This is a genomic window from Shewanella pealeana ATCC 700345 (assembly GCF_000018285.1).
Lineage (GTDB): Bacteria > Pseudomonadota > Gammaproteobacteria > Enterobacterales > Shewanellaceae > Shewanella > Shewanella pealeana.
Window position 1 is genome coordinate 2,763,340 of sequence record NC_009901.1, and the last position, 14,206, is coordinate 2,777,545.

Here is a 14,206-nt window from a genome sequence, read left to right on the forward strand (position 1 = left end):
AGAGTGAGCTATGGTTAACATCCGTGAACAGATCAAACAGCTTGTAAACCTTTCAGGAATTTTTCTCACTAAGCACGAGATTGAAAATATTGAGATTACAGATTTTGGTTTGAATAACTTTAATCACGCCGGATTAATCGTTCATACCTATATCAATACAGAGCGATGCTGCGCTAAAGAGCTCATCATGCTACCGCACCAGATCTGCCCTGAGCATGTTCACCCAAGTATTGGAACACAACAAGGTAAAGAAGAGACCTTTCGCTGTCGATTTGGAAAAGTGAGCGTCTTTATTGAAGGAAGTGTCACCCAAAAACCTACAGTAGATCTACCAAAAGACACCGAAAATTACACAGTGTTTCACGAGGTGATATTAGAGAGAGGCGAACAGTTAACCTTAGCTCCCAATTCTAAGCATTGGTTTAAGGCTCATAGTGAAGGAGCTGTCGTTTCTGAGTTTTCAACGACTTCAAACGATGACGCGGATCTATTTACTAATAAAGCAATTAACCGATCAAGTCGACTCAGTTTATAAGTGGGCGTAGAAAACCTACGCCCGTTGCACAAGTGCTACTTACGCACTTCAAGCAGTTTATCAACGTTCTGCTGATTAACCACAGTCCAAGGAATGTCATAGCGTTTAGACAGGCCATTATTCCAATTTAATTGATCTGCATATTGCTGCCATACCTTAGATGTCGGCTTGTACTGCTCACCGATAATATGACGTAATGCCACATCGATAGAGCCTTGCATCTGGCCATTTGCGTCTTGCAGAATAGAAGTCATTTTATCACTTTTTACTGCATGCAAAGCATCGGTTACGCCGTCAATACCGGCAATAACATAGTTATCAACTGAGTCACCTGTGCCTTCAATCGCTTCAATTGCACCGAGTGCCATTTCATCATTTTGACCAATCACACCACTGATTTTACCCTGATGCTTCATTAACCAGTTTTCCATCAAGGTCATACCTTCGGCGCGAGACCAGTTAGCCGTCTTACGCTCAAGTACCTTAACCGCTCCTTCTGGACATTCAGCGATGGCTTTTTCATTACCCTGACCACGCTGGATCTCACCAGAGCCACCCTTTGGTCCTTCAAGAATAACCACATTACCCTTACAGCCAATTTGTTCCATTATAAACTTAGCTTCTAAGTAACCACCTTCAACGTCGTCAGAAACCACTTCAGCGGTCATTTGATCGGTATTTAAACGCGCATTGGTAACGATAACGGGAATACCAGCGTCGTTAGCCATATCCACAACATCAATATTGGCATCGAAATCCATCGGGTTAATGATGATTGCGTCATGGTTGGTACGAATAGCCGTTTCAGCCTGGTTATTTTGCACTAACGCGTCATAGCGACCATCATACATAGTGATCTTAACTTCACCCGATTTTACTAACGGGTGGTCGTAGGCTGCTTGCTGCATAAGTTGCACAAATTCAGCCTTCATACCGTACATTAACACCGCTATTTTAATGTCATCTTTAGCAAATGCCGCCCCAGAAGATAACGCTAATGTGCTACCGAGTAATGTAGAGATAATGGTTTTTTTCATTTTAATCATACCTTTTTCTTTTTATTTTTAACTCTGCTCTTTTTAAAGAGACCACTTTTAAAGAGATTGCTTCTAACGTGACTGCTTTCTAGAAGGGTCTAACATCACTGCCGCAACAATGAGTAAGCCTTTGATAATTTGTTGGTAGTAAGACTGAACGCCGAGTAGATCTAAACCGTTATTCATCACCCCGATAATCAGTACCCCAAACAAAGTGCCGGTAAGCGTACCGAGTCCACCAGCCATTGAGGTGCCGCCAATGACCACAGCGGCAATAGCGTCAAGCTCATAGCCAAAGCCCGCACTGGTTTGCGCCGAGCCTGTACGTGCAGTCAAGATCAAACCCGCAATTGCCGCCATCACGCCACACAGGGTGTAAACAGCAACTTTAACCTTATGTACGTCGATGCCAGAGGTCTGAGCCGACTTTTCATTACCGCCCACCGCAAATACATAGCGACCGAAAACTGTCTTATTAAGTAAGAACCAAGCAGCAACGAAGATGACGGCAAAAATCACCACAGGTGTTGGGATGCCAAAAGTGTAGCTATTACCTAGTGCACGAAAGCCGCGATCCAGCGACGAAACCGGATTACCATCAGTCGTCAACATGGTCATGCCTCGGGCTACTGACAGCATACCCATGGTCACGATAAAGGCTTGCAGACGGAATTTTGAAATAATGTAACCGTTCAAAAAGCCACAAATAGCACCGATACAGATAGCCACCATTAGCGGCAGTAAGATAGGCGAATCAAAACCACCAATCAGCATGTTGGATGAATTTGTCACAAAGCGTGCTGAAACAATACCGGCGAGCGCCAGCACCGACCCCACCGAGAGGTCGACCCCAGCCACAATAATCACGAAGGTCATACCCACGGCTAAAATGCCGTTAATAGAGACCTGACGTAAAACAGACAGCAGATTTCCTTGAGTAAGAAAATAGTTACTATCCCACATGCCATTGTGGATACAGATCTCGCCTAATACGGCGATGGTGGCGCAAATAAACAGAAACGCCAACACGATACCGTATTTGTGTAAAATCGGTTTTAGTCGAGTAATAGGTAATCTCAGACTCTTATCTGTAGCAACAGATGTATTCATTTTTTATATCCTAAGAAGCAATACTTAATAACAGTTGTTGGCTGGCTTCTGCCTGTGACAGTTCACTGACAAGCTCACCATTTTTAAACACAATAATGCGGTCACTCATGCCGATAATTTCTGGTAACTCAGAAGACACCATGATGATCCCTTTTCCTTGCAGAGCTTGTTCAGACATGTATTTGTAGATCTCTTTTTTAGCGCCTACATCAATACCTCGGGTAGGTTCATCGAGCATAAGAAGTTGTGGATTGGTCAAAGACCATCGGCCTAAAACCACCTTCTGTTGGTTACCACCAGAAAGGTTGCCTACGATTTGCTCTTTGTTGGGTGTCTTAATCTTGAATAGCTCGATCATCGACTCAATCCGATTACTCTCTTGCTTTTCATTCACAACAAATGAAGAGGAGCATTGCTCTAATGAAGAGATGGAAATGTTTTCACCAACAGAGCTAGTCAGCACTAAACCTGATGATTTTCTATCTTCAGTCACATAGGCCATGCCAGACTTAATCGCCTGTCTTGGTTGGAGTTTTGTAAACTCTTTATCATTAAAGCAGATTGAGCCTGATTCGAACTCGTCAACACCGAAGATGGCGTTCAGCACTTCAGAGCGACCCGAGCCCACTAAGCCATAGATCCCTAAAATCTCGCCATTCCTGACCTTAAACGAAATATCGTTGAATTTTTTTGATGTTAAATTTTTAACTTCTAACAACACTTGTTCGCTTGGCTGGTTAAATTTAGAGAACTCTTCATTAATCTGACCGCCAATGATCTGTTCAATCAGTTGCTCTCGAGTAACGTCACCGATCAAACCTTCACTGATATAAGTTCCATCTCGAAATACCGTGTAATTTGTGCAATGTTCAAAAATTTCAGACAACCGATGTGAAACATAGACGATGCCCTTCCCCTTAGCGGCAAGTGACTTAATCGCCTTAAATAGCTTCTTCGAATCCTCTTCGCCTATGGCTGAGGTCGGCTCGTCTAGAAACACGATATTGGCATTGGAGTGAGATAACGCCTTAGCAATTTCAACCAACTGCTGATGGGCAACACACAGCGTATGCAGCATGGCATTGACTGGAATATCAAATTCCAGCTCATCCATAAGGGCCTGCGCTCTTTGGTTGAGTGTTTTAAAATCCACAATACCAAAACGATTACGTGGTTCCTGGCCTAAGTAGATGTTTTCAGCAACGGTTAGATTGGGGATCATACTCAGCTCTTGCTGAACAATAGTGATCCCCGCTTCTATGGCCTCTTTAGCATTAGCAAACACTCTAGGCTTGCCATTGACCATGATGCTGCCTTCATCTGGCTGCAAAAAGCCCATCACAATACTTAGAAAAGTGCTCTTGCCTGCGCCATTACCACCACATAAAGCATGGATTTCGCCAGCATTCAGGGTGAAATTAATATGCTTAAGGGCTTTAACCTCACCAAAGGACTTTTTAACCGAATTGACTGATAATAAAGGAGCCTTATTCATTACAGCCCCCTGTTAGTTGCGCCTCTGCCAACCGTGGATACTGGCTATAAAGCGTATCGATATAGCGATCATAAGCGACTTGATACTGTGCAACGTTGTTGCAATTAGGCTGAGTACGACTCTCTTCATTAAGCGCAATTAACTGCTCAATGATCTCGTTGTCCATCCTTCCTTTTAACGCCCAGCTCGCCTGAATCGCCGCCCCAAGCGCGGCCGCCTCTTCAACTTCTGGGCAGATCACTTCGCAGTTCATGGTATCGGCAATCATTTGACGCCAATGAGCAGACTTCGCCCCACCGCCAATTAACCGAATTTGCTCGATATTAATCCCTGCACCACGTAGCAGTTCCAAACCGTATTTAAGGCCAAAGGTTGCGCCCTCAACCACAGAGCGCACTAAGTTGTCGCGTGTGAAGTTGGCAGCATCTAAACCATGGATAGAGGCTTTGCCATCAGGAAGTGCAGGCACCCGCTCGCCATTAAAGAACTGAAGAAATGAGATATTACCGGCGCCGATCTGAGAAGCCTCAATCGAGTGGTTAAACTCAGCAAGACTCATCTTGAGCACGTCTTGCACCAAGCTCGTTGCCGACGTGACATTCATGGTGCAGATAAGCGGCATCCAGCCATTTGAGCTCGAACAGAAGTTGGCAATACTCGGATGCTTTAGCTCAACTGGCTTATCAGAAAATGTATATATGGTGCCAGAGGTGCCAAGCGACATAGTGATGATGCCGTTTTTAACGTTACCGGTACCGATTGCGCCCATCATGTTATCGCCACCGCCAGAGGAGACCACAACGTTATCACTCAAGCCTAAGCGCTCTTTTGCCTGACCAATCACCACGCCAGTGGCTTTTTCAGCACGATTAAGCTCGGGTAACGCCTTAAATAGATTGCCGCTTGGGTCGATAAGAGCACAAACATGCTCATTCCAACAACGATTACGCACATCGAATAAACCTGTGCCAGAGGCATCGCCAAAGTCGGCGCAGTACTCGCCCGTTAGCCAGAAATTCAAGTAATCATGTGGCAGTAGAATATGGGCAATCTTGGCAAAGTTTTCAGGCTCATGTTGCTTCATCCACAGGATCTTCGAGGCCGTGTAACCGGTTTCAACCCTAAGGCCTAACCTGTCTATACACGCCTGTTCGCCACCTAGCATTTGCAACAGCTGTGCATTCTCTGGCGCTGTTTCCGTGTCACACCAAAGTTTGGCTGGACGAATGACTTCACCTTGGCTGTCTAAGGCAACAAGCCCGTGTTGCTGACCCGACACCCCGATGGCTTTAATCATTTTAGGATCGACATTAGCCGTCGATACCGCCTGCTCGAAAGCTGTCACTAAGGCATCAATCCACCAACTTGGCTGCTGCTCACGACGACCGTTTGACTCAGAGATCAACTCATGGGGAGCAGAACATTCAGCCAACACACGAGATGTGCCTAAATCAACCAGAATGACCTTAGTGCCCTGTGTGCCACAATCGACACCCGCGACAATATTCATCGCTTACTCCATCTCTATCATGATCTTTACATCTGAAGGGTTCGCTTCAAGTGCTCTAGCATAGGCCTTTAGTGAATCTTCAAACTTATAGGTCTTGCTGATCAACGGCTTGACGTTTAACTTGCCTGAAGCGATAAGGTTGATGGTTTTAGGGTACATATTGGCGTAACGGAAGATGGTCTTGAACGTGATTTCTTTAACCTGAGCCGCAACGATATCGAATTTAACAGGCTCTACAGGCATTCCCACTAAAACGACTGTGCCATTTGCTGCAACGTGCTGGCAGATACGGGTAATCACCGCTTCAACGCCGCAACATTCAAACACCACATTGACGCCACGGCCGCCAGTTTTAGCCGCAACCACCTCAGCCACATCTTGGGTCAAGCTGTTAACCACGGTAATGCCTTCATAGTCATTAACCGTAGCTAACTTTTCATTGACGACGTCGACAACGATGACTTCAGCGCAGCCACTCGCCAACGCTGATAGTGCGCACATAACGCCAATTGTACCCGCGCCGTAAACTAGGCCAATATCGCCCGGTTTAATTTCGGCTTTAGTCGCAGCCTGCATGCCGATAGCTAAAGGCTCAACCATGGCACCTTCTGCATAGCTCATATGCTGAGGGATTTTAAAGGTGAAAGCCGCAGGGTGTACCACAAACTCAGAGCAGCAACCGTCGTAAGGAGGCGTAGCCCAAAACTGCACATCCGGATCTAGGTTATAGATCCCCTCCATAGTCTCTGCTGACTGTGGCTGAGGTATGCCCGGCTCCATACAGACTCGGTCCCCCTCTTTAAGGTGCTTAACATTGCTACCTACCGCGGTGACGATACCTGCCGCTTCATGGCCGAGGATCATTGGTTTTTCAACGACAAAATGTCCTATACGGCCATGAGAAAGGTAATGAACGTCTGAGCCACATATACCAACGGCTTGAATTTTAATTTTTACATCATTTGCACCGACTTCTGTAGGCGTCATTACCTCTTTTAAGGCAAGTTCATTTACTTTTTCTAGTACCAAAGCTTTCATGTAATGGTTCCCTTTATCAAAACAATGTTATCGATGTCATTAACACTTTCATTTAAGATAATCTTTTACTTGAAAAGCTTTTGCGCTAAAACTCACAAAAATCAGCACCTCCAGCACCGCCCTTATAAATAACTGTTTTCTTAAAATAAAACAATTCACAAGCAGCATTACACTTAAATCAATTAAATGTTATCGATAACATTTAATTTCTGTTATTTTGACAAGAAAATACATAACATTGGCTTGAGTAAATCTAGGACTAGGAAGTAATACGCGGATATTGCCTCTACCTAAATGAAGAGAACGGTAAATGACGCGGGAACTAAAGAGCATGAAAAAAGTTAAGCTATCAGATATTGCCAAGATGGCTGGTGTATCCTCGATTACCGTCAGTAGAGCGTTATCAACGCCTGAAAAGGTCAAAGCTGATACCTGTGAAAAGATCCAGAAAATAGCGCAAGAGCTTGGCTATATACCCAACCTAATGGCAAAAGGGCTTAAGTCTCGATCAAACACCATAGGGGTTATTGTTCCGACAATTATCAACCCGTTTTTTGCCAGTGCGGTAAAGTCCATCATTCGTAGTGCCAATAAAACAGGTTATAACTGCCTATTCTTCACCTCAGATGAATCGCAAAAAATAGAGCAAAACGCAGTCAATACGCTAATTAGTTACAATATCGACGGGATCATCATTGCCGTTATTTCAGAAGATGAAAACTATACTCCCGCTTACTTTTCAACCTTAGAGAAGTTACACGTCCCAGTGGTATTGCTCGACAGACATATCGAGGCGCCACATATTTGCGGAGTGTATTTAGATAATGTCGATTCAGGCTACAAGCTTGGCAAAGAAGTGTTATTAAACAATTACCAACGGGTGTTAATCGTATCCGGCTCAGCCAACTCTAAAGTGGCCAATTCACGATTAGCAGGCCTTAAGATGGCAGCGGAAGAGACACATTCAAATACGATTATCGATGTGATCAAGGCGGACTTTAATACCCAATTGGCAAAGGAATTAGTGCAAGATTACCTATCACAGCATAAACCCGATGCCATTATTGGTTTAAACAACCAGATCACCTTAGGTGCGCTTGAGGCCAGTGTTTCACATCACTATCAACTTGGAGCGGATATTCATTTCTATAGTATCGATGAAATCACCACCGCAAAACACTTTGGCATCTCCATCCCCTGTATCAGGCATGACGTTGAAGAGTTTGGCTACCATGCCGTGACGCAGTTAATCCGGGCCATTGAGTCTGAGCAGTGCGACAAACTGTCTGATATCATCATTAGAGGCACGGTAGTTAAGTAAGTCCCTTATCCGTACTGTATTTGAATCTCAATCAACATCGATATAAACCTGCTGTTTGAACCTCCAGATTAAATCTGCTGATTAAACCTATGGCCCTGAAAAGCTCATTATTGAGCCAGTAGGGGCATAGATAATCTTCAATCGCGATGAAAACAAACGCAATCATATAAATAACCCGCCATTCATCGCATGATTGCTCGACATCTAAGCACTGACCTCTGTATAATCCGCGGCTGTTTTGCCTCTCAAGCAGGATTAGTCACCCTAACCTGTTAGCGTCTTTGGCTTTCACTTTATATTAATCACTCAGGATACTCTTTTGATTTCTACCGCAAATATTACGATGCAGTTTGGCCCAGAGCCATTATTCGAAAACATTTCCGCTAAGTTCGGTAACGGCAATCGCTACGGCTTAATCGGCGCAAATGGTTGTGGTAAATCCACCTTTATGAAGATCCTCAGTGGCGAGCTTGCACCGACCTCAGGTAACGTTTCAATTACCCCAGGTCAAAAAGTCGGTACTTTGAGCCAGAACCAATTCGCATTTGAAGAATTCAGCGTTATCGACGCGGTAATTCAAGGCGATGCTAAACTGTGGGAAATCAAGCAAGAACGTGAGCGCATCTATTCACTGCCAGAAATGAGTGAAGAAGACGGTATGAAAGTGGGCGAGCTTGAAAGTGAGTTTGCTGAAATGGACGGTTACAGCGCTGAAAGCCGTGCCGGTGAAATCCTACTTGAAGCGGGTATCGAAGAAGAGTTTCATTTCGGCCTAATGAGCCAAGTTGCGCCAGGTTTTAAATTGCGCGTGCTATTAGCACAGGCATTGTTCTCAAATCCAGATATCTTGCTACTGGACGAACCAACCAACAACTTGGATATTCACACCATTAACTGGTTGGCTGAAGAGCTAAACAAACGTAAGTGCACCATGATCATCATTTCGCATGATAGACACTTCTTGAACACTGTTTGTACTCATATGGCCGATATCGATTACGGCGAGCTACGTATTTACCCAGGTAACTACGAGTACTTCATGGAAGCGTCTTCACTTATTCAAGAGCAATTGCTTGCGGGTAACGCCAAGAAAAGTGCTGAAATGACCGAACTTCAAGACTTCGTTAACCGTTTCGGTGCTAACGCGTCTAAAGCGAAGCAAGCTAGCTCTCGTGCTAAGAAGCTTGAAAAAATCAGCCTAGATGAAGTTAAATCATCAAGCCGTATGACACCGTCACTCCGTTTCGATGATGGTAAGAAGATGCACCGCCAGGCGCTTATTCTTGAAAACGTCGGTCATGGTTTTGACGGCGAAACCCTATTTGAAGGCGGAGAGTTGATCCTTGAAGCTGGCGCTAAACTAGCTGTTATTGGCGAGAACGGTGTCGGTAAATCAACCTTCTTACGTTGTTTGGTGAATGAATTACAAAACAACCATGGCGTAATCAAGTGGTCTGAGAATGCTTCAATCGGCTACTGCCCGCAGGATAGCAGCAAAGACTTTGATAATGATCTAAGCCTATTTGATTGGATGTCACAATGGCGCCTTCCTAAGCATAACGACCTAATGGTACGTGGCATGCTAGGCCGTCTACTATTTACTGAAGACGACATCAACAAGAAAGCGCGCAACTGTTCTGGTGGTGAGAAAAACCGCCTATTATTTGGCAAGTTAATGATGATGGACATCAACGTGCTGGTAATGGACGAGCCAACTAACCACATGGACATGGAAGCGATTGAAGCATTAAACAATGCGCTTAAAGTGTATGAAGGTACGCTGATTTTCGTTAGCCACGATCGTGAGTTTGTTTCATCTTTGGCAACTCGTATTATCGATGTTAAAGACAAGAAGCTGGTTAACTTCCAGGGTACCTTTAATGAGTACATGGCAAGTCAGGCTGAAAATGAAGCAAGTAAAAGAGCCTAATTGATTATTTCCCTGCACGCCATCAGGCATGCTGGGTTAATCCATAAAAATGGCGCTAATCTTTTGATTAGCGCCATTTTTTATGTAAACCATTAGAGTCAAGATTTAACCTTCACTTTTCTCGGTTAAAGTCTATTTATGCTCAAGGTGGTATTGATATAAAGCTTCAATATCTGCGCTACACATCAATGGCATCGCGCCTTTAAGCTTATCTAGCGGCCAATCCCACCATTTCATCTGTAAAAGCTTAGAAACCGAATCACTATCGAAACGTTGCTTCACAAGTTTATTGCTGCCAACAACGACTGTGTATGGCGCTACATCTTTGGAGATCACCGCTCGTGCGCCAATCACTGCGCCGTCACCTATGCTCACCCCAGGCATAATCATCGCCTCAGATCCAATCCATACATCGTTGCCGATAACCGTATTGCCCGCACGCTCGAAGCCACTCTTTACCCCATCACCAAATGTTTCTTCGGAAAATGGATAGGTGGAGATCCAATCCAAACGATGGCCCTGATTGCCCGCCAACATAAAACACGCGCCAGAGGCGATGGAGCAGAACTTACCGATAATCAGCTTATCGACTTCACCAAATACTCCCGCCTCCCACACATCTATGGTCGAGCCATCACCGAGCAGGTAACGCACAGCTTGATCTTCAAAAGATTTGCCGTGATAAAAACCTGAATAGTAAGAGTACTCCCCTACTTCGATATTTGGGTTAACGACTTGCTGTTTGAGCTTTTTAGAATCAAGCCAACTGGTAAACTCGTTCATTTTTAACCTTGAAAGTTCTAATATAGTAAATGTGATTCAATAATCATTTAATCTTAAAGCGCAATACCAATGCCTACTGCATTATCAAAATGATTATAATCAGAAATGGTCATCCCGTAGCCACTTTGCAGCTTTAGATAGCCTCTTAAGCCTTTATATATTGGAAAGCGCCAACTCAACTCTTCATAGCCTTTAGAAAAACCACTTTCTACAAGGTTTCTTAGGGTTAAGCTCACTTGATGATCACCAAAATACCAATCACCTTTGACTGTGCCATAGCCCATATAGTCTTCAATATCAGGGTTATAATCCGTACTTGAAAAGTCAGCTCTTAGCCAAGGCTTTATACTGATTTCAATATCCTTATATGCCAATGAAAACTCCAAATAAACGCGGTTCCAACTTCGCTCATAAATGCCACCTTTGCCATTTGATTGGTGCTCGAAACCTAGGCTAGTACTTCGCCAAGTATCATCGGCCTTCCCGTGTTGCCAGAACCAAAACACTTGCGGCTGATATTGTGAATCTCGAAAGTAGGCCGACTTGTCGTAAGCCTGCCAATTAGATATTTGGCTGTAAGCGATGTAAAAGCCATCATTGTCAGTGAAGAGATTGTTCGCGATGCCATATTTAAGACTAAATTGAAACTGCAGATTGGTGTTACTAATGTTCTCATTATTTGGGTTTTGGGGAGCGTAGTAAGCTTGATTTGCTGATTGCGTTTGGTAAATCGGTAAAATGAAGTTGTTGTCAAACACCGTTAACTTATAAAGATCATCAGCTGGAGTTAACCCTGCAACCCCTGTGATATCATTACTAATAGTGGCTTGCTCTTTTGCCTGGAGTGAACCTGCAGCCAGTAAGCTTGCTAGTAAAATGACATAGGTTTTAATATTGGTTTTATGCTTCAAGTTACTTATCTCCCTATTAAATAACGACGAACTTCATCAACAATTGCACTTATCATTTTCCAGATGTTCGTCTCAATATTCTAATATATTGGATTTATTTTGATTTTACACCTTTCATCGCTAATCTTCGCCTTAAAAACCAAAGACTAAGCTACCGTTTCCGTTTTTAATGTCGTAAATTGTCTGTAGCTTAGCCTTTTTAGTAAGTTAAAATTGAAGCCTGGCTTCAAAAGTATCTATTTCGAATAGCGTCTGTTGTATAAGGCTAGGTTGCCATTCCTTCTTCGCAACAACTATCCGGTATCACCTGTTTTGAAAGTCAGTAAAAAGGAGCCCATACAGGCCCCTGAGTAATGAGTTAATCAACCACGATAAACATACTGTAATTACATAAAGATAAACTGACGATAAAGCGCAATAAGCTGCTGTCGAATGATCTTAGCCTGATCCGCGCCACCTTCACCTTCATCGACACACAGGAGTAACTCCTTCTCCTTGGCTGTGATCTGCTGACACAGGGCTGACAAATTCTCACAAAATTGCGCCCTATCCATGTGGCTAACTGCAACCTGAGTTTGACTACCAGAGTCGAGTCTACGCTTAGATGAACTAGGCACTATGCCATTGGCCATGTTATAGATAATTTGATGGCCTCGTCGCTCAGCAGACTCGTCGATGGCACTTTGCATCGCAGTTGTCACCTTATCTGCATATAGAATCGCTTTGCCGTTCTCGTTACGCGCAGCTCGGCCGATAATTTGAATCAGCGCCTGTTCAGAACGTAAGAAACCGGCTGTATCGGCATCGAGTACCGCCACCAAGGATGCCTCAGGAATATCTAAACCTTCACGCAATAGGTTAATGCCTATCAGCACATCAATCTCTCCCACACGCAGAGCTTTTATGATCTCGACCCTATCGTTGGTTTTGATATCTGAATGTAAATAGCTGACTTTAATCCCTTTGGCAGACAAAAAGTCATTTAACGATTCAGCGCTTTTTTTAGTTAACGTGGTCACCAGTGTCCGCTCGTTGCGGGCAAGTCTAAGGGCTATCTCTTGAACGAGATCCTCAAGATTATTGTCAGAAGGACGAATTTCAATTTCAGGATCGAGTAAACCTGTAGGACGTATAATCTGCTTAAATACCTGCTGTTTTGATTTTGATAGCTCGTAGTTGCTCGGAGTGGCTGACACAAAAATGGTTTGTGGTTTAATGCTCTCAAACTCAGTGAAGCTCAAAGGACGGTTGTTACGGGCAGAAGGGAGACGAAACCCAAAATCGATTAGAGTGTTCTTACGGCTCTGATCACTCTTATACATGGCCGATATCTGCGGGATCATCACATGTGACTCGTCAATAAACAGTAAGCCATCTTTAGGGAGATAGTCGAACAAGGTTGTTGGCGGTAACTGTGGGTCGCGTTGATTTAGATAGGAAGCATAGTTCTCAATACCTGGACAATAGCCCTGTAATCGCAGCAACTCGAGATCTGACACTGTGCGCTCATATAACCTCGCCGCCTCAGTCAGTCTATTATCTGCATTGAGTATGGCGACCTGTTGCTCCATATCGCTCATTATCTGCCCGCAGGCCAATTCCACCTGCTCTATAGATACCGAATACAAGGTTTTTGGCGAGACACAATATTCAGCGATTGTCTCGAGTTGCTGGCCACTGATGGCATCAATCCAATACAATTGATTGACTCGGCCAGCTTCAATTTCAACTGTCAGCGCCTGATGCTCGGAATCAGCAGGAAAGATATCAATCACTCCCTCACGTACTAAAAACGTCGCCCGATTGATAGTGCGATTACAACGCGTGTACTGCAACCGCTCCAACCGCTGGATTAAATCATCAAGGTCTATTTCTTGTCCTAGCCAGAGCTTAACTTGCAAGGAACGGTAGGCATCAGGATCTCCTAAACCATATATCGACGAGACAGACGCCACGACGATAACATCTCTACGCTCAATCAAGGCCTTAGTGGTTGATAATCGCAGCCGCTCTAAGTGCTCGTTAATGGCTGAGTCTTTACGAATGAAACGATCGCTACCGGGAAGGTACACTTCAGGCTGATAATAATCGTAATAAGATACAAAGAATTCAACGGCATTTTCAGGGAAAAAATGCCTCATTTCACTATATAGCTGCGCGGCTAATGTCTTGTTATGAGCCAGAATAATCGTTGGCCGTTTTAACCTATGAATGATATTGGCCACAGTGAAGGTTTTACCCGAACCCGTAACACCTTTTAAGGTTTGATGGCTGCTTCCACTATCAATCCCATCGACTAAGCGAGCGATGGCTTCAGGCTGATCGCCTGAAGGCGTATAGTTCGAATGTAAGATAAAGGTATTTTTAGACATAAGCACTCGCCTTTAATCAAGTCTCGCTGCGTGTCTGTAGTACAGCTCACAGCAGCTTAGATTAACTATAGAGTATCAAGCTTAGTCGATGGCTAGGAGGCTGGTTTAAGTCGGATAAAATAATTGATTTACTAATTTAACGCTTAACCCCAATCAAGTGCCAT

Annotated in this window: 11 protein-coding genes; 3 read left to right on the forward strand and 8 right to left on the reverse strand. The window is 44.1% G+C overall.

Features of this window, described 5'->3' with window-relative positions; genetic code table 11:
* Window positions 1-10: 10 nt before the first annotated feature.
* Window positions 11-535 carry a D-lyxose/D-mannose family sugar isomerase gene (locus tag SPEA_RS12020; protein WP_012155517.1) on the forward strand — a complete coding sequence of 175 codons (525 nt, stop codon included), beginning with the start codon at window positions 11-13 and terminating at the stop codon, window positions 533-535.
* Window positions 536-570: 35 nt separating this feature from the next.
* On the opposite strand, the gene SPEA_RS12025 is transcribed toward SPEA_RS12020, so the two are convergent.
* The 5 genes from SPEA_RS12025 to SPEA_RS12045 form a co-directional block, all read right to left on the reverse strand.
* Window positions 571-1,581 (reverse strand): substrate-binding domain-containing protein, encoded by a 1,011-nt coding sequence (locus SPEA_RS12025; protein WP_223296498.1) that lies wholly within the window; start codon window positions 1,579-1,581, stop codon window positions 571-573.
* Between the two features lie 63 nt (window positions 1,582-1,644).
* The gene (locus SPEA_RS12030) at window positions 1,645-2,682 is read right to left on the reverse strand and encodes an ABC transporter permease (protein ID WP_012155519.1); all 1,038 of its coding nucleotides are present in this window, start codon (window positions 2,680-2,682) and stop codon (window positions 1,645-1,647) included.
* Between the two features lie 10 nt (window positions 2,683-2,692).
* Window positions 2,693-4,177, reverse strand: coding sequence for a sugar ABC transporter ATP-binding protein (locus SPEA_RS12035; RefSeq protein ID WP_012155520.1), 1,485 nt, complete (start codon window positions 4,175-4,177; stop codon window positions 2,693-2,695).
* A complete protein-coding gene (xylB, locus tag SPEA_RS12040) occupies window positions 4,170-5,687 on the reverse strand; it encodes a xylulokinase (RefSeq protein WP_012155521.1) in 1,518 nt (505 codons plus the stop codon). The genes SPEA_RS12035 and xylB overlap by 8 nt, the downstream gene beginning before the upstream one ends.
* Window positions 5,688-5,690: 3 nt before the next feature.
* Entirely contained in the window at window positions 5,691-6,725 is a 1,035-nt protein-coding gene (locus SPEA_RS12045; RefSeq protein WP_012155522.1) for an NAD(P)-dependent alcohol dehydrogenase, read from the reverse strand.
* Window positions 6,726-7,056: 331 nt separating this feature from the next.
* Here SPEA_RS12045 and SPEA_RS12050 point away from each other — a divergent pair, with 331 nt between their 5' ends.
* Both SPEA_RS12050 and SPEA_RS12055 read left to right on the forward strand, forming a co-directional pair.
* Complete coding sequence (locus SPEA_RS12050) at window positions 7,057-8,046, forward strand: LacI family DNA-binding transcriptional regulator (protein WP_012155523.1); 990 nt, start codon at window positions 7,057-7,059, stop codon at window positions 8,044-8,046.
* A gap of 319 nt (window positions 8,047-8,365) precedes the next feature.
* On the forward strand, window positions 8,366-9,976 hold the full coding sequence (locus tag SPEA_RS12055; RefSeq protein ID WP_012155524.1) for an ABC-F family ATPase: 1,611 nt from the start codon (window positions 8,366-8,368) through the stop codon (window positions 9,974-9,976).
* Window positions 9,977-10,108: 132 nt separating this feature from the next.
* Here SPEA_RS12055 and SPEA_RS12060 read toward each other — a convergent pair whose 3' ends face one another.
* From SPEA_RS12060 to uvrB, 3 genes are all read right to left on the reverse strand, one after another.
* A complete protein-coding gene (locus SPEA_RS12060; protein ID WP_012155525.1) occupies window positions 10,109-10,759 on the reverse strand; it encodes a CatB-related O-acetyltransferase in 651 nt (216 codons plus the stop codon).
* 53 nt (window positions 10,760-10,812) lie between these two features.
* Window positions 10,813-11,670, reverse strand: a complete 858-nt coding sequence (locus tag SPEA_RS12065) for a phospholipase A (RefSeq protein WP_012155526.1) — start codon at window positions 11,668-11,670, stop codon at window positions 10,813-10,815.
* A 386-nt stretch (window positions 11,671-12,056) separates the two neighbouring features.
* Entirely contained in the window at window positions 12,057-14,042 is a 1,986-nt protein-coding gene (gene uvrB, locus SPEA_RS12070; protein WP_012155527.1) for an excinuclease ABC subunit UvrB, read from the reverse strand.
* Between the last annotated feature and the right edge of the window lie 164 nt (window positions 14,043-14,206).

Bases quoted from the DNA above. Each gene is read 5' to 3' on its own strand.
- SPEA_RS12025 (WP_223296498.1), bottom strand. From the start codon at position 1,581: ATGATTAAAATGAAAAAAACCATTATCTCTACATTACTCGGTAGCACA.
- SPEA_RS12030 (WP_012155519.1), bottom strand. From the start codon at position 2,682: ATGAATACATCTGTTGCTACAGATAAGAGTCTGAGATTACCTATTACT.
- xylB (WP_012155521.1), bottom strand. From the start codon at position 5,687: ATGAATATTGTCGCGGGTGTCGATTGTGGCACACAGGGCACTAAGGTC.
- SPEA_RS12020 (WP_012155517.1), top strand. From the start codon at position 11: ATGGTTAACATCCGTGAACAGATCAAACAGCTTGTAAACCTTTCAGGA.
- SPEA_RS12050 (WP_012155523.1), top strand. From the start codon at position 7,057: ATGAAAAAAGTTAAGCTATCAGATATTGCCAAGATGGCTGGTGTATCC.
- SPEA_RS12060 (WP_012155525.1), bottom strand. From the start codon at position 10,759: ATGAACGAGTTTACCAGTTGGCTTGATTCTAAAAAGCTCAAACAGCAA.
- SPEA_RS12035 (WP_012155520.1), bottom strand. From the start codon at position 4,177: ATGAATAAGGCTCCTTTATTATCAGTCAATTCGGTTAAAAAGTCCTTT.
- uvrB (WP_012155527.1), bottom strand. From the start codon at position 14,042: ATGTCTAAAAATACCTTTATCTTACATTCGAACTATACGCCTTCAGGC.
- SPEA_RS12045 (WP_012155522.1), bottom strand. From the start codon at position 6,725: ATGAAAGCTTTGGTACTAGAAAAAGTAAATGAACTTGCCTTAAAAGAG.